The sequence below is a fragment of the Peptoniphilus harei genome (assembly GCF_016726485.1).
GTDB classification, from domain to species: Bacteria; Bacillota; Clostridia; order Tissierellales; family Peptoniphilaceae; genus Peptoniphilus_A; species Peptoniphilus_A harei.
Map to the genome: position 1 here is coordinate 1 of NZ_CP068103.1, position 18,934 is coordinate 18,934.

Sequence of the window (18,934 nt, forward strand, 5' to 3'; positions counted from 1 at the left end):
TGCTTGATCCATTTCTAATACTTAAAGATAATATTTTTCACCATATTCATAGTCTAAGTACTCGTCTAATTCTGCTTTTAACATTTGTTCCACTGTCTCACCTAAAATATCTTCTATTGTTTCTTGTGAGTCTTGCACTTTCTCTGAACGATATTATTCGATTTAACACTTTAGATATTTTATTTAATCTTATTTCTAATCTTTTATATACATAAAATATTACACAGTCACTCCTAAGAGTGCCTTAATATTAGTTCTATTAAATAAAGAACTTTTTAATTCTATTATTTAAAATATACAGGTTTTACATATCCATATTTCATTGCAATATGAACCATCTCTTGATAATTTCTAACACCCAATTTTTCGTATATGCGATTTAACGCTGTCGCTAATGAACTTTTACAAATATTACATTCCTTTGCGACTTCCATTCTTGTAAGCCCTGAACAATACAAATTAATAATTTCAATTTCTCTTTCTGTCAAATCATAATTCAAGTTAGTGTTTGCATTAAATATTAACTCTCCATTTACTACATCATTTAATTTCTTTACTAAAACTTTGATATTCTCATCTTTGCATATGAACCCTTTAGTACCTATTTTCTTCGCTTTCTCTTCAAAGCCTATTAAATCATATCCAGTTAGCATAACGATTTTTTGTTTTGGATATTTTATTAATATCTCATTAGCAACTTCTAATCCATCCTTATTGCCCTTCATTTTACTCAAATTAATATCCATTAAAATAATATCATATTCTTTTTTTTCTAATATTGATCCCAAATTAAAAATATCATCAATCAAATCAACAATATCTATTTCTTCTTCACGCTCTAAACTATATTTTAAACTATTAGAAAACATGGTATGGTCATCTATTAATAATATTTTCACAGATCACTTCCTCCTCTATAGGTAGAGTTACATTAATTTTAATGAATGGTTCAACTTTGTCATAAAACTGATCAATTAATATTTTCCCATCTAATTTTTCAATTTCATCTTTTATAATCTCTAATCCTCTTCCATTCCCTATCTTTATATTTTCATAATCAAATACATCTTCATGATTGATTACGCTAATATATAATTCTCTATTATCCGTTTTTATATTAATCTCAGAATAATTTCCTTTTGAATGTTTGTATATATTTATACATAATTCATGCAAAATCTTATAAATAACCATATCGTATGGATAATTTACAAAAAACTCTTTATCACAATTTAAGTCTATTAATATATCATTTTTGTTAAACCTGTTCCTTAAAGATTCTATTAAATTATAGTAATTGTCTGCTAATGGTAAATCATAAATAATTGTAGGATTATATAATTCAATCTCGGACCTTGTAATTCCAATTAATTTATCTATTGTTTTAATTGACTCATCTAAAAATTCTTTTTCTCCTAAAAGAATATTCATTTTTATAGCTATTATATCTTGTAATATATCATCATGTAAAAAGTTTGAAATTCTTTTGTTATAATTCTTTTCTATATTGTATTGCTGTATTTTATTTCTTATCACTCCATTTGGATCTTTCTGTTTTTCAAAATAAAAGCAAAACATTAACATACTCTCTTTGTATATTGTTATTAGACTTATCCCCATATAAATAACTCTCCTTAGACCTTGTCCAAATAAATTTACAAATACTATAAATATACATAAAAACATACAGTCTATAATCATCAAGAGCATTTCATTTTTGTTTATCACTTTAGATGAATTTTGTTTTTTTAGTAGTATGAAATATAATGTAGTCAAATATATTGAATTCAACAAAAAGTATATTTCCAGCTTTTCTAACTTAGCGTTATTTATAAATATTCCGCTAAATATATATATAAATATTGAGGCAATAAATAAAAATGTTACCCCATATATTTTTGCACCAAACTCAAATAATATCTTTCGTTTCTTGTATGCCATAACAAAAGGACCAAATGTTATAATTACATACAAAATATAATTTATTATCTCTGCATACCCTAAATCAAGTGACTCAAACAATATAGCTAAAATTGTAAAAAATATAATAATCTTATTAAGTATTTTTATATCTATTAAATATGCACTAACGACTTTGAGTAAATTTGCTGTAATTACAAACACCGTTATTAGCTTAAATGTTGTGTACATATTACTTTTTAAAAAATCAAAAACGTCAACTACTACAAAAATATTAATACATAAAGTAGCTATTATAAAATTTTTAATCGTCTCCTTAACTCTATCTAATACCAAAATTTTATAGCTTATGTATCCGTATACTGTAAATAAACACAAAGAGAATAGTTGTATATTATTAATGCTATTATTTCCCAAATGACTAAGGACGAAATAACTAATCACACCTTGAACTATTATACATAAAACTAATAATACACTTTTTCTATTTATCATATACAGTACCTTCCATTTATCATGTTATTTTTAATTAATATCTGACTTTCTAAATATTAATATTGTTATTGTAATCATAATAAAAAAGACTATTAGGGATATAGTTGTAGGTCTAAGAGTTCCGTCTATAAAGTTTTTATTTATAATTACATTTTTTATTTGAGATAGCGGAAAAAATGTAATACTTTTTTTTATAAATTCTATAGGTATTATTCCCTGTAACATTGATATTACTACTGGAATTGCTAAAGAGATCCCTATTGTTTCTCCGATACTTTGGGTTGCAAATCCTAATAAAGAATAAATACTCGTTAAAGACATAAAGCATAAATTAGAAATAATTATTATTCTTACAATTTCAAGAATATTATTATAGTCTTTGATTGGTAAAAATCCATACTTTAAGCTTCCCATTATTCCTACTATAATTGGATACAAGTTAACAATTATAAAAGAAGCAATCATCAATACAATCAATTTTGATATTACAATGTCTTTTCGACTAATTCCTGAAGAAATCTGTCTTTGTATAATCTTTGAAGAAAAATCACTACCTATAAAATATCCACAATAAACCGCAATGAAAAATGACATAAATATATCTGAATAAGATTTTATAAAACCTTCATACCCACTGCTTATATTTCCCTGTACGGTATCTTGAAATCCACTTAATATTGATAACAATGTTACACTTAAAATTAGCACATAAAAAAACTTATCTTTCTTCAATCTTTCTGCATTAAATTTAATTAAGTTCTTCATTGTCTCCCTCCACTAATTTTATCATATATGTTTCTAAATTATCTCTTTTTATTTCTGTTTTACAGTTATTTAGTCTTAATTTTTTTATAATTTCTAGCTCTTCATCTTTTGAATATATGCCTCGAACCTCTAAAGTATTATTTTTTAATCTATATTCTCTTTCAGGGCATGCTATTTTCAATATATTATAAACTTCCTCGATATTTTCTCTATATCCTATAACAGATGTGCCTAAATCTTTCGTTAATTCTGTTTTTGAAACCACCTGTATTATTTTCCCCTTATCAATAAATATGAAATCTGTGGCTATCTCATACAATTCTGTTAATATGTGGCTAGATATTAATATTGTCTTATTTTCTTTTTCTATGAAATCTCTAAAAATTCTTCTTAGCTTTGATACGGATATTGGATCGATTCCGTTTGTTGGCTCATCTAAAATCAATAAATCAGGATTTTTCAAAAAAGCTATTCCTAATCCAAGTTTTTGCTTCGTTCCTAGCGATAAATTTTTAGCTTTCTTTTTTAAGCTATCCATTATTTCTAGTTGTTGGAATATTTCCTTTTGCTCCATTCCAAATTCAATCCCAAGTTCAATACAAGCTAATCTTATATTTTCTTCTGCAGTCAATCCGGAGTAAAAACTTGGAGTTTCAATCGTTGCACTGATATGTTCTCTACTCTTTATCAGTTCTTTTGAAAAAGATTTATTAAATAATTTTATAGAACCTTTTGTAGGAAAAATATTTCCAGTAATTATTTTAACTAAAGTAGATTTCCCAGCTCCATTTACTCCTATCAAACCATAAATTCTATTGCTTTCTATTTTTAAATCTATATTCTCTAGAGCGATAGTCTCTTTATACTTTTTAGAAATATTTTCTAATTGAATTACATCCATTTACGCTCAATCCTTTCTAATCTTCATTTGATTTTTCACTATTTTATTAAATTCTTCATCTTGAAGTTTCTCAATATTATTAATATCATCAGATAAAATATTATTTACATCTTCAACTTTTTGAGAATCTTTAAACAACTTTTTAGTCTCATCTTTAAGATGGTTTTTGTTTTGCTCTTTTAACGATAATTCTAAATTCTTTTCTGAACCATATACAATAACATTATTGTCACTTTTGGTTTTATATTTATAAACATTAGGGCAAACACATTTCAAAGTACCACTTAAGGCAAGCACAAGATTAGAATTCAGGCTATTTCCTAAACCTATATTCAATGCAATAATTCCATTTCTATTAAGATGCGCTTTACAATCCTCAAAAAATTCTCTAGTAGTTAGGTTTATTGGCATAGATATATTCTGATAAACATCAAGTATTATTAAATCATACATTTCATCTGTACTATTTAAATAATTCCTTCCGTCAGAAATTATAATTTTATCATCACTTTTATTAAAATAAAGCTCTCTTAAGTTGACAATATTTCTATCTATTTCTATCCCTGTAACTTCAAAATTATCAAAATTTTTATGCAACAAAGTAGACATAGTTCCCGTTCCATAACCAATAATTAAGATTTTATGCTTGACTTTATCATCAAGTAAATTATTAATCTTAACAAATTCGTCATAATAATATCCTGATTTCTTTTTATTCTTATCAACTTTTATTGACTGTGCGCCAAAAAATACATTTGTTTTTAAAGCTAATTTTCCATCATCATTTTGTGATACATTAATATAATTATATTCTGACTCTTCTTCGTGCACAGGCTTATCAAAGGCTAGACTTGTTGTTGATAAATATAACGACATACAAAGCCATAAAACACAAATAATTGAATTTAATAAAAAGTTCTTTTTTATTTTTTTGCTATATAATATCAAAATAATGGCTAGTACCGCTCCAAATAATAGAAAAGATCTTTTTACGCCTATTTTGGGGATTACTAATATAGTTGGTATCATTGTTCCTAACACAGATCCAAATATGTTGAATAAATATAAATTTCCCATTACATTTCCAGTTTCATCTAAAGAAGTTATACTTATTTTTGCTAGCAGTGGAGAGATTGTCCCCATAAAAATTAATGGAACACTAAATAATACTATGCTGCAAATAATAGAAGATATCATAATTATATTCCCTAATTGCACTTCAGAAGCCAATATTATTGACCCCATTATAACTATTTTAGACGTTAGTGGTACCGTACATATGAACAAAAAAGATATTAATAAATTTTTAACAATTCTTTCCTCACAAGTTCTTGTTTTTACTAATTTATCTGCACGTTTACCCCCAAAATAATTCCCAATTCCTATACAAATCATTATTAAGCTAATTTCAATTAACCAAATTAGAGTTGTTGAGCCAAAATAAGGAGATAATATTCTTGTCGCACTTGTTTCAATTCCCATTATACAAAACCCTGATATTAAAGCAGTAAAGTAATATATAATAACTTGCTTATTTTTATTTACATTCATATAGGCCCCCCATGTTCTAACTATTTTTTATATTTTTTTATGATTTTAACAAACAATAAAGATATGTAAACTAAAGATATTATATCTATAATTAAATTTGCTCCAATTTTGATTCTTTGAAATAGAAACAATTCTCCATAAAAAAGTAAACGAATTGATTCTAGTAAATTTCTCTTTCCAAAAACCACTTCTAATACTCTAATAATCCCAAAAATTATTATTATCAAATTCACTAATGCATACATCAAAGAATAAACTTTCACACACTTGCTACTTTCCATTGTATATGCTTTCCTTTTATTATATATTTTTTCATTATAAATATAATTTAATAATTTCATGGATCTACCATGAATATTCGGTTCATCAATAAAATCTGACAAAATCCAATATCCATCTAATCTTAAAAATGGATTCAAATTAAATATTATAAGAATTAAGTTAAATATAATTAGAGCATCCATAGTGTTATTTCGGATCATTACCGCCGAAAAAAAATACATAAATAATCCAACAAGCATTTGTAAATAAATCCCAGCAAAATCTATGATTAACCTTTTTTTATTACTTAATTTCCATGAATCACTTAGGTTAACATACATAACAGGTCTAAACATATATACTCCTATACCAATATTACCAACTTTACAATCAAGTGACTTAGATGAATATATATGTCCTAGTTCATGAACTACGAAGATTAAACCAAATGATATAAAAAATAGAAAATAATTAATACTGTTTATTCCGTTAATAAAATATATCCAATTAAATTCCTTTATATATTTTAGAGATATTACACAATAAATTATACTCAAAATTATTATAAGTGTTGGTTTAAATATAAATCCAGGTAATATCATTTTTAGTTTATCACCATCTATTATTGGTAAATGAAACCAAAATTTATATTGACTACTTTCATTATATTCGCTAAATACCCCAGTCATTATTAATCTATTATTTATTAAATCTTCTAATTCTGATTCTGATATCTCAAATCCTTCATTATTTAATTCATTTTTTACTTTATTTATGCTTTTTGTACCATCAAATTTTTTAATTATTTCTTCTACAATTGGCGTAACTCTTACCCTTTTCCCGTTATCAAAACTAAGTAGTAGTCTTCCATCATCTAGATATTCTTTAACGTAATGATTAGTCTTTAAATTTTCTACCATATTTACATCTCTAAAAATTTATACTTAATCGAATTTATATATTCTCTTAAAACTTCTTTAGCATTATTACAATAAGGGTCATTAATATCACCATTATTTTTTATAGCTGCGTAGGCACACCCACCGCCACAGAACGGAGCAATTTCACAATCCAAACATCTATCAATGTTCAATATACATCTATTACTCCATATTGAATATGCCTCTTTATTAAGACTAACTCTTTCATCGTTATAAAATCCTATAGCATATTGGGGATTTCCTATTGCTTCAGGACACGCATATATGTTACCCTCTGGATCATACACATAATATTGTCCTCTATTAGCTTCACAATACGTGTATTTTGCAAAATCTTTTTTTGCATTCTCAGAAGTTCCTCTCATTATATGAGATATTACTCTAAACATTGATAATCTATTTTCCATATAATTTGGAAACTTTTCATTTAATTTTTTTATAATCTCATCTTCCGATATTGTGTCCACAGCATTATCTGCAGTATGATCTGTCACAGGTGCTAAATCGAATCTAAAATTAGGGCTATCTATCCATTTTTTTGATTTTAAAAAATCTTCAAGCTCTTTTAAGTAGTTAATATTATACTGATTTATATTAACTCTTAAATTTATTTGCCTTATTTTAGTATTTACTAATAAATCCAATCCATTAACTATATCGTCAAATGTTCCTTTACCATTTTTATAAACTCTTCTAGAATCATGAATTAATTTAATTCCGTCAATAGTTATCTGTACGGAATCTATCGTATTTTCAAATCTTTTAAAAATATTTATGTAGTTTTCCACATGACTTCCATTTGTTATTATACTAACTGGAATATTATTTTTTTCAGCAAACGACAAAATTTTAATATTTATATCTTTGGTAATAGGAAGAATAGGTTCTCCCCCGAATAATTGAATTCGATGCTTTATATTTGGTTTATTCTCTTTTACTTTATATATAAAATCACAAATAGACTGACATTGATTATCACTAATAACTTTTTGTTGATTTCTAACCTTAGAAGGTTCAAAACAATATACACAATTCATATTACAAAACATAGTAGGACAAATAACATGAATCACAGATATATCACATAAATATTCATGAATTTTCATTTGTCGTTTCATCTCATTTAACTCATGATTTCTATCTTCAAATATATATCCTCTTTTCTTCAAAGAATCATATATATTTTTTTCTCTAGCATTCAAAGCTTTAATGTTATCTTGTTCACTAAACTTATGAATTATAGATTTCGTTTCCGAATCTATAATATCAATAGCACCAGAAAGTGCATTCACCATCAATTCATTTTCTTCGTTAATATTATAAAACGAAATATATTTTGTTAATATAGCCATGTTTAGTCCTCCTAATGTGTAGTATTATGGCGATGCCATTAATAATAACAACACCGCCATATTTTTTTGCGTTGTTCACTAATTAAGTTTCACAACTTTAAAGCTAAAAACGTTAAATTATACTAAATTCTCCAACAACACAAACAAGAAATATATTCTTCTCTTTCTTCAAGCTCTTCAATTTCAACTTCCGTCCAAAGTTTCACTTCATTAACTGATTTCATAAAAGTTCTCCTTTCTAAATCTTAGTAAACAACGCAAATACAACTTTTGTTGTACTGTCTTTATAATATTATTTAATCTTATTTTTGTCAGCTTACTTTTGTCTTATTTTTCTATATTTACGATATTGAATAATCGATTCTTCTAAAAGTTTATTTCAAGGACAATTTTCTAATTCTGTTAAGTTTACGTAATTTCGCAAAACTTTGAAATTTTATCATATATATTAATATCAATTGCAAAAATAAAATTACATATATGAAAATTAATGATCATTGCTGATTAATTTTAATTATCTACTAATAGTTTTTTGATTTAAACTTGTTGTTATGTTTATACATTATTATATTAAGAATATTAATGTATAACCGATATTGCAAACTTATCAAAAAAATAAAGGCAATCCTAAAACCTGCCCCCTATAATCTTTTACCTTTCTATGCTATTATCCTTTTTCTTCTTTTCATCCACTTTCATATCCCCTTTAGTCTTAAATTCCTTTAATTTTCCTAGTGTTGATGCTTTTGCTTTAGTATGCTCTTTAGCTTTTAATAACTTTGCAGAGTATACTTTTAGATTTGTGTATTCCTTATTATCCTTTCCCATACTTTTCTTTTCTTTGCCAAATAGGTGTACAAAATCTCCTTTTTTCAAATTTTTTACTTGATTGATTTTGTCATTATAGGCGTAGCAGCTGATGAATTTTGCATTTCCTTCCTTGTCATTTTCAGCAATAGAAAAGGAGGCTACTTTAAAGTCCCTCCCATCTTTTGATTTTAAATCTTTAATTTCTATATCAGTTGCTATATTTCCATCTATATTTAATGTATCCTTCTCTTTATTATCTATATCTTTCATCTCTTTATCTCCTTGTTCTTGATTAACTTCTAAGTTTTCTTTTAACTCTTCTTCGTCTATATATTCAATAAACTTCTCATCAATAAGCCCCATAACTGAATCGTTCATATAATTATCATAGGCATTATTAAGAACATTTTCATTTTCTACTCCTGTTTCAAGAGATATAATACCTTTTACAAATTCTTTATGATTATATTCTGCTAAAAAATCTATTGTATTCTTCATGCTTTCAAAATTTGTATTTTCCATATTTGCTATTGTTTTTATATCACTTGCATATCTAACAGAATCCCATTCATACTTTCCACTTTCTTTATTAAATTCTACTCCTGTGGCTAAAATAAATTGATTTCCGTCAAATAAGGTCGCTTGATTATCTTTCACATCCAGTACCATAGTGTCTCCAAATTCAGTTTCAATTACATTTCCCTTTTTTATATTCATTGCTATTCCTCCTTTTATTTTTTTATCCATCTCATCTGTGAAATCTTTTATTTCTTCTTCTTTCTCATCACTAATAATAAATTGTTTGATTTCTTCAACTGTTGGATCATCAATTGTAGTCTGAATAAATTCAACTAATTTATCTTCTGAAGTGGCAAAATTTTTAATTCCATATTCAACTATATTGTTAATTATTCTCTGAGTAGCACCATCAAAAGAAAAATTTTCTTGAATAAATTCATTAAATCTATCTCTATCAAATTCCATATTCTTTTTCCTCTAATAATATCATTTAAAGTTTTATCTGCCACATGGTTCACTATTATTTATTTCTTTTATATTATTATTTACTGCTAAATTCTCCCTATATCCCTTTAATTTATCCATAATAGATGTTTTTTCTTTCATTTCAAAATCTCCTATTTCCTGCACTTTACTATCTCTAAAATCAGCATCATTTCTATCTATTATTCCGTCTAAATCCATATCTTTAGATAATGGATCATAGAAGTTGCCATCATCATCTATCTCAAGTCCCATTACTTCTCTCAGTTTTTCTTCATTTACTGATACAAGCTCACTAAAATCCCAAAATCCAATAGATGTCTTTATCTGTACTAGCTCTTTTAAATCACTTGCATCTAAGGGATCATAGGTGTATTGAAAGCTGTCAATTAGGTTCTTATCTACATAGGTGTTCATCTTGTAATTTATTAAATCTAAACTTACTTGTATTTCATGTTTTTCATCTGGTGTAGTTGTATAAGCTATTCCTATATCTGTTAAGTCAGGAAATATAGTATCAAAGTCCTCTAACCTGTTTTCTTCATCATATTCTCTGTTAAGGAAGTCTATCAATTCTTCCTTTACTTCTTCTAGTAATGGATTATCTTGGCTTATATCTTCACTTTTTCCCATATCTAGTAAATTATTTACTTCTGCAAGTCTTAATGTCTTATCCTTTAAAAGTTCAGCTTGTGGAAATGTCTTTTGTATTTCAATTTTGGCTGTTTGAAATTGCTCTTCTGTATCTTTTAGTTTTGAAATTGTATTTTCTAATCTTTCTGGTAATTTATCTAATACATTATCCATTCTTGTTATATTACCTATTTCATCTGTACCAAACTCTCCTCTATATTCTCCCTTGCCTTTTAATATAAAGTTATATTTATTGAAAAAAGAATCATATTTTATGGATAAATCAAAATTTCTATATTCACCTATTTTTTCTCCATCTTTATCCATTTCCCTATATATTTTAACTCCCTTAATTTTGTTCAACAAAAACTCTCCAGCTATTTTCTTATCTATATACTTCTTTCCGTCAATAATTAGAGAGGTAAATTTATTATCTTCTTTTAAATTTTTATCTACATCTCTATAAGGCTCAACATTTTTAATATCTTCCTTTAAGTTCTCTATCCTTTCTTTTAATCTTTCTATTTCCTTTGGATAAAATTTAACTACTTTATCTTCCAGCTTGTAAAGATTTGATTTAAAATTGGACTCTAGCATTTTAAGTTTAGAAACTTCAACATCAAGGTCCATCTTCTCCTTTATTAATGGATTTCCTGTTGCAAGAGCTTTGATTTCGGCATAGTTTAATGTGGCTTCGTCTACATCTTCTGCAACTCTTACAGGTGTCTTTGAAGTCATAATTTGAGAAATATATTTTTGTTTATTCTCTAAGGTTTGGAAAAGATAGGCATCAAAAGTATTTTCTGTTACATATCTAAATATATGGACTTCCTTATTCTCATTTCCCTGCCTCACAATCCTTCCTGCCCTTTGAGAAAGATCAGCCGGTCTCCATGGTATATCAAGATCGTGGATTGCAATTAGCTTGTCTTGGGCATTAGTACCTGCTCCCATTTTCTGTGTTGAACCAAGCAAGACTCTTATTTCTCCCTTTCTTACCTTATCAAAGATAGCATCTTTTTCCATATTGTTTTTTGCCTTATGAATAAATTCTATTTCATTTTCAGGTACTCCCATATCTATAAGTTTTGTTTTAATATCATCATAGATATTAAAATCACTACTTGGTGTAGACATATCACAAAATATTAATTGAGCAGATTTTTTATCTTTATATTTATCCCAAATGCTAAATACATTTTTTATACAGGTATTTACCTTACTATTAGGATCATCAGGAAGTAAAGGATTGATTAATCTTTGATCTAATGCCATCTTCTTCCCATCATTTGTTATTAATAGCATATTATCAACACTTGAATCTACCTGCTTATCACGAACCTTATCTGCTCTCTCGGAAAAAGTTTCAAGAATTTCTTTTTGTTCTTCGGTAGGCTTTGTTTTTATAGTTTCATAATGGGCAATTGGTGTAGGAAGATTTAAAACATCAGCTGTTTTAATATCCATAAATCCTTTTACAGTATTCATAAGTTCAGGAAGATTATAAAATTTTGCAAATCTGGTTTTGCTCCTATAACCATTACCCTCAGGATTTAATTCTATTGCCGTTATTGTTTCTCCAAAAGTAGATGCCCAAGAATCAAAATGTTGCAATTTCATCTTTTTTAATTCATCATACTGTAAATATCTCTGCATAGTATAAAGTTCAGCCATACTGTTGCTTACTGGTGTACCTGTGGCAAATACTAATCCTTTATTATTAGTTATTTCATCCATATAGCGGCATTTCATAAGCATATCTGATGATTTTTGTGAATCTGTAGAAGTAATTCCTGCTACATTCCTCATTTTAGAAAATAGATAGAGGTTTTTGTAGGCATGGGCTTCATCTACAAATAACTTATCTACTCCCAGTTCCTCAAAGGTTACAACGTCATCTTTCTTATAATCAGCATTTAGTTTTTCTAACTTTGTCTCTAATTTTTTCTTTGTTTTTTCTAATTGCTTTACAGTAAATCTTTGATCCCTTTCTCTCTTATATTCATCTATATAGTCAATGATTTCATCAATTTGACCTTGCAATTCATATTCTTGTCTTTCTTTTGATATAGGAATTTTTTCAAATTGACTGTGCCCTATAATAACAGCATCAAAACTTCCTGTAGCAATACGACTACAAAATCTTTTTCTTCTATCTGGTGTAAAATCTTTTTCTGTAGCACATAATACATTAGCTCCTGGATAAAGTTCATTAAATTCTCTTCCAAATTGCTCTACAATGTGGTTAGGAACAACAAACATTGACTTATTACTCATCCCAAGTCTTTTTGACTCCATGGCTATACCTATCATTTCAAAGGTTTTTCCTGCTCCTACTTCATGGGCAAGTAAAGTATTTCCACCAAACAAACCTCTTGCTATGGCATCTTTTTGATGTGCTCTTAATTCTATTTCAGGATTCATTCCTTCAAAAGTAAGATTAGATCCATCATATTCCCTTTGTCTTATGGAATTGAATCTTTCGTTATAATCTTCTACTAATCTATTTCTTCTTTCCACATCATCAAATATCCAGCTTTTAAATTCTTCTTTTATCATCTCTTGCTTACTTCTTGCAAGCATTGTTTCTTTTTGATTAAGCACAGATTTTTTCTTTCCATCACTGTCTTCTACTTGGTCAAATACCTTAGTATCTCTTAAATTTAAAGTATCTTCTATCAATTTGTAGGCATTTACCCTATTTGTACCATAGGTAAAAGAAGCAAGGTCATTGTCCCTATCAGAGCTTTTTCCTTCAACTCTATATTCTCCTGTAAAGTCAGAATACTTAATATCTATATTCCACCTTGATGAAACTGGTGTTTTCAACAAATCAAACATAAATTTTTTGTAATCTTGTTCCGGTATCCATGTTGCACCCATTCTAACTGTAATCTCACTTGCATCTAGTGCTTTAGGCATTACTTCCACTAGCTTTGCTTTTTGAAAATGTAACTCTTCTAATTCTTTTTTTAAGAGTTTACTATCCTCTAGATTTTCTTCCTTTCCTAACTCTTTTTCGATGTTTTTAATATAAGAGTCTACAACTTCAATTTTATCTCTTATATTTCCTGACAAGTATTCATCAGCACTTACGTAAGTTCTTGAAAAATCTCCTAGCTCTTTAGCAGACTTAAATGGATTCATATCATTAGGTTCAAAGGAATCTAAATTTAAAAATATTTCTCCCTTTAATTCTTCTATTAATTTATCTCTTGTTTTTCCTGTCAATTCTTCCATATAATCAAAATTTATTTTACCTTTTTGACTAATAGAGAGTACCAGAGCATCTATTGCCCTATCTGTATGATCTATTATTACAGCTTTTTTTATAGTTCTCTTGTTAAAGATATCAGATTTTCCTATAAAGTTGCCTTCTTTATCTAATTTCTCCAAAGTTGAAATTAAAGAAAAATTGGCATCTTCTCTAAATAACTTTTTATTGGTTTTTGAATTTAGTCTTCCATGTTTGCTATTGAAATCATCGTAGAACTTATTTAGATTTTCTTGTTCTTTTTTTATCTCTTCATCTGAATAGTCTTCTTTTTGATAGGTTATAACTTTCCTTAGACCTTCATTTAATCTTAAATATTCTTTTACCTTATCTTTATCCTTTTGGTTTAAGGATATTCTTTGCATAATTGAATTTTCTCTAAAATATATTTCATCATCCACTAAAGCAAAAGAATAGTTTTTAACACTATCATCAGCTGGTATTGTTTCTTCTCCTAAATCATCATTTATTTGAGCTTCTTCATACCTACCTTGGATATTTTTAATGGCTTTTTTTAGTCCTTCTTCTAAAGAAATATCTTTATTTTCAATACATGCAAGGCTTGTCCCAAATCTTGACGGTATTTCTTCCATAGTCCCTATTACCATCTGAGGATTATCTACAAAGTATTTATTATATATTAGTCCTTTTGCATCTTTGTCTAGCTCTATCCAGTCTTCATCTATCTTTAATAGTCTATCTCTCTTTTTTAAAAAGATTATATCTGAAGTTACTTCTGTTCCAGCTACCCCTTTAAATGTAGTATTTGGTAGTCTTATTGCTCCTAAGAACTCTGCTCTTTCCGATATATATCTTCTAACATCTTCACTTTTTTTATCCATTGTTCCTGAAGATGTTATAAATGCAATTATGCCTCCATCCCTAACCTTATCTAAAGTTTTAGCAAAAAAATAATCGTGAATTAGAAAGTTATTTCTTTCATACTCACGATCTGCTACTTTAAATTCTCCAAAAGGAATATTTCCTATGGCTACATCAAATAGGTTATTAGAAAAATTGGTTTCTTCAAATCCTTTTATTTGTATATTGGAATTAGGGTAAAGTTCTTTGGCAATTTGTCCACTAATGCTATCTAATTCAACTCCATAAAAGTTTGACTCTTTCATTTCTTCAGGTAGATTTCCTATAAATCTACCTGTCCCAGCACTTGGTTCTAATATATTTCCTTTTTCAAAGCCAAGATTAGAAAGACTTTCATAGATAGCGTCTATAACTACTTTCGGCGTATAAAAAGCTGTTAGGGTTGATTCTATTGCCCTATTATATTCTTCCCCAGTTAGATTTTCTTTTAAAAAGTTCCTTGCTTCAAGCCATTGACCTTCCTTTTCTTCATCAAATACATCAGAAAGTCCTCCCCAGCCGATATACTTTGCCAAAATTTCCTGTTCATCTTTTCTTGCACTTCTATTTTCTTTTTCTAAGGTCTTTAAGACATTTATAGCTTCAATGTTGTTTTTTAATCTCTGTGAAGGTGGTAGGTTTTCTTCTTCATTAATAATTTTATAGTTTTCTAAAGAAACTTCAGAAACCCCTTCTATATTCTCTCTATCAGTCCTTATTAAATCATTATTTTCTTTCCATTCCTTATATTCTTCTAACTTCTTATCAATAGTTTCTTTTCTATGAGTGGTTAATTTCAATGAATTACCATCTCCGTCAATTTTGTCAATTCCTTTGAGGTAAGAAAAAGGTAGAGTAAATTCCCTATGATTTTTTGGATTAGATGAACTATATACTAAAAATTCTTCCTTTTCATTATCAACACTTACTATAAACTGATCAGCAACAAGAGAAGATTTATTATTTATTACATCAAGGCTTTTATATAAGAGCCTTGAATTGTCTTTTTTAACTTTTTCTTCGTTATTATTGTCAATATCTTCAAAGCTAATTTGTTCTACTAATTCCTCTTTATCGATAGATTGTTTTTTACTTAATTTATCTTTTTCACTAGATTTATATTCTTCTAAATCTTCCTTTCTTACAAAGATATTAGAAACAGGTCTTTCTCTACTATATATTACTTCAGTAATACCACTCTTATCTATTGTACTTAAAGCTAATCTACCCATTCCAGCTTCATTAAATTCATTTTCTTTAATTAAATATTCCTTATTTCTAAATTGAACTGGTAATCCTAAAAGACTATAATCTTCTATTTCTAACGGAATTAATTCCTCTTTTTTTATAACTTCCAAATCAAGATCTTTGTAGTCATTAAAAAGAATTATTTCACTTCCGGTAATAAAACCATTCATTAGTCCTGTGCTATCTTCTAGTTCTATAGTTTTAGGACTTGTAGTATCGTTAATGGCAGTTATAGTGTATTCTTTTCCTTTGTATCTAACATTCATACCTTCTTTAAATGGATTTTCTTCTTGCCTTGTTCTATCATTTTCAATTTGCTGATTTAAATATCCATTTAAAAGCACTTCTCTATGTTTATCATCAAGTAAATAAGGTAAGTTACTTAATATGTCCTTATAACTTTTATATTTTATAGCTTGATTAGAATTTAAAATATACCCATTGTATCGTAAATTTTGTTTAAGAGATTTTCCCTTAACATCTAAGATTAGCTCTACCTTATACCCTTCTTTTCCATCTATAATATTTTCTGGTTTTTTTAATAATCCATCTTCTATTTTCTTTGACAGTAGTAAGTATTCTTCATCTTGAGGATCAAAATAGTATTCTCTTTTTTCTTTGATATCCTTATCTATTAACATGGAAAGAACTTGTTTCTTATCTCTTATTTCTTCAATTTTGGATTTTTCTTCTTGCGATAAATTTATATTAAAAGTGATTTTATTTTCTTCATTTATATGTGCTAAATTTTGATATGCTCCATTGATTTCAAGATTTTTATTAAAAACATATATATCATTATAATAATCTGGAAATTGCTGATTAAAGCTTTGAACATCTATATCATAGCCTTCCTCAAATTTTGTAACTTTATCATCAGTAATTTCAAATAAACCTTCCCTTTCCAATTCTAATACATCATTTAAATTTGTAAGATTTGCTTCTTTCATTTTGGCAGTAATTTCATCAAACAAACTGTCTATTTTTTTGCTATCTTCAAAAGATTTCCCTTTATATAAAGTATAGATCTTTCCTTGTGAGTTTTCCTTTCTTGGATAAACTCTAATTCCTGTTTCTTCTAATTCTATATCCTTTGTTTTATATTTATCTACTAAAGCATAATAAAATCCTACTTTTACTGCTATTTTATCTTCTACAATCTCTTTTGTTAATTTTTCTTCTACTTCATTTCTTAATACTTCTAAAGCTTTTAAATCGCTTTCTTTAAAGGAATGTGAGAATAGTTTTAAGTCCTTATCAAAATAGGCATCATATGAATAATATATTATTTGATTATGGTTATTATCATATCCACTGGAAATATCTTTTATTTTTAAATATTTATTATCCTCTGTTCTAACTATATCTCCCACTTTTATAGAGAGTATCTCCTTATCATCTTCTATATTGTTTTCATGTGAATTATTTAAATATTCTCTATATCTATTTTCTATTCTAATAGCTAATTCTTTAACCTTATCTATTGCCTTCATATCATCCGGAAGATTTCCCTGTTTATCGGCAACTTCTCTCATGATTTTTACATATTCTCTTTGGAATACAGAGTTAAAACTTGCTAAGGTATTATTTCCTAAGTTTTCTCTTGCCTTTATAATTTCATTTTCTAAAACTTTATCCTTAACTAATACATCAAAAATTCTATCTTCAATTTGATTTATTGAAATTATTTTTTCATCTATCTTATTTCCTTCTATAGTTTGATTAAGTTCTATCTGACTTTTTCCTATTTGTTCATAAAGAAATTCAAAGTCTCTTTGGTTGATCTCATTTCCATCACCTATGTCTATCTTATAGTGATCAACTATTTTCCCATCTACTATATGGTTAAAATAGAATTTGGAATACCCCTCCCACTTATCAGTCATCTGCCCATATTCATCTTCTCCTAAGGTCTTATTATGAAGTCTTATCTTTTCATCTATTTCCCTTATTTCATCTAATAGTTCTTTAGTCAGCCTTTGTCCTGCATAATCTTTTTCTATTAGACTTGAACCCTCATTAAACTCAATTATCCAATAATCATCTTTTCTATGGCTATCTAAATCAAAACCTATATTCTCTTTATTTTTATTAGGATAAAATTCCTTAAATTCTTCAAAACCATTTACTATATCATCATCTATAACTTCTTTGTTAGAATTAACTACAATATTTGGAATATCATCATATCGACTTTGACTTTCTAAAAGGTAATATTCTCTTCCTTCTATTTCTTCCTTTTCTTTAATATAAAAAGTGTCATGTATTCCCTCAAGAATAATTCCATCGTCTAACTGGTCTAATGGTATATCTAATTGTTTTTCAAAGGCTATGGAATATATTTCTTCTTTTAAAAAGTTTGGCATAAATTCATCATAAATGATAAGTTTTCCATCATCACCTATACTTGCTACAGACTGTCCTTGATAATAATATATAGAACTATTATTTGTTCTTTCTATATATACATCATTATCAGTTGGAGGCAAATCATCTTGATAATTTATATACTCCTGGCTTTCTTTTTCTGTTTTATTTATTTCCTGATCTGTTTTTTTCTTCCTATTTTCTTCAAAACTTTCTTCATCTATATATCTATTCTTTTTAATAAGGTCATTAATTCTTCTTGCAACATTAGACCAAGATAGTAGTATTTCTTTTGCATTACCTTTATTATATTTTATTCCCTTCGCATCGTGCCACTCACCACTTTCTCTTGCAGCAGATAGTGCATGAGAACTTCCACCTACGCCATATTCATTTTTCAAGAAATCTGCTTGTTCTTTTAAATCATGCTTTTCAGTAAAAAATTCATATATTCTTTTCTTTCCATCAGAAAACCCGCTTCCTCTTTTTAGGCTTTCATCTATTTCATCTTGTGTTATAAAACTCTGAATAGGTGCAATATCCTTTAAATTTG

Annotated in this window: 9 protein-coding genes; all 9 read right to left on the reverse strand. The window is 27.3% G+C overall.

All coding sequences use genetic code 11. The features are described 5' to 3' along the window. Positions 1–284: 284 nt before the first annotated feature. The gene (locus tag I6I93_RS00005; RefSeq protein WP_033647560.1) at positions 285–899 is read right to left on the reverse strand and encodes a response regulator transcription factor; all 615 of its coding nucleotides are present in this window, start codon (positions 897–899) and stop codon (positions 285–287) included. Beyond that, positions 877–2,415 carry a sensor histidine kinase gene (locus I6I93_RS00010; protein ID WP_112889211.1) on the reverse strand — a complete coding sequence of 513 codons (1,539 nt, stop codon included), beginning with the start codon at positions 2,413–2,415 and terminating at the stop codon, positions 877–879. The genes I6I93_RS00005 and I6I93_RS00010 overlap by 23 nt, the downstream gene beginning before the upstream one ends. A gap of 30 nt (positions 2,416–2,445) precedes the next feature. Further along, a complete protein-coding gene (locus I6I93_RS00015) occupies positions 2,446–3,180 on the reverse strand; it encodes an ABC transporter permease (protein ID WP_033647424.1) in 735 nt (244 codons plus the stop codon). Continuing rightward, positions 3,164–4,081 (reverse strand): ABC transporter ATP-binding protein, encoded by a 918-nt coding sequence (locus I6I93_RS00020; protein WP_033647426.1) that lies wholly within the window; start codon positions 4,079–4,081, stop codon positions 3,164–3,166. Before I6I93_RS00020 ends, I6I93_RS00015 begins: the two co-directional genes overlap by 17 nt. Before the next feature lie 6 nt (positions 4,082–4,087). Further along, entirely contained in the window at positions 4,088–5,632 is a 1,545-nt protein-coding gene (locus tag I6I93_RS00025; protein WP_035111984.1) for a spermidine synthase, read from the reverse strand. Between the two features lie 20 nt (positions 5,633–5,652). Further along, positions 5,653–6,813 carry a site-2 protease family protein gene (locus tag I6I93_RS00030; protein ID WP_035111985.1) on the reverse strand — a complete coding sequence of 387 codons (1,161 nt, stop codon included), beginning with the start codon at positions 6,811–6,813 and terminating at the stop codon, positions 5,653–5,655. Positions 6,814–6,815: 2 nt separating this feature from the next. After that, positions 6,816–8,186, reverse strand: a complete 1,371-nt coding sequence (locus I6I93_RS00035) for a radical SAM/SPASM domain-containing protein (RefSeq protein WP_035111986.1) — start codon at positions 8,184–8,186, stop codon at positions 6,816–6,818. A 651-nt stretch (positions 8,187–8,837) separates the two neighbouring features. Then, a complete protein-coding gene (locus I6I93_RS00040) occupies positions 8,838–9,980 on the reverse strand; it encodes a single-stranded DNA-binding protein (RefSeq protein ID WP_112889212.1) in 1,143 nt (380 codons plus the stop codon). Between the two features lie 33 nt (positions 9,981–10,013). Beyond that, entirely contained in the window at positions 10,014–18,380 is an 8,367-nt protein-coding gene (locus tag I6I93_RS00045) for an SNF2-related protein (protein WP_407673053.1), read from the reverse strand. Positions 18,381–18,934 lie beyond the last annotated feature (554 nt).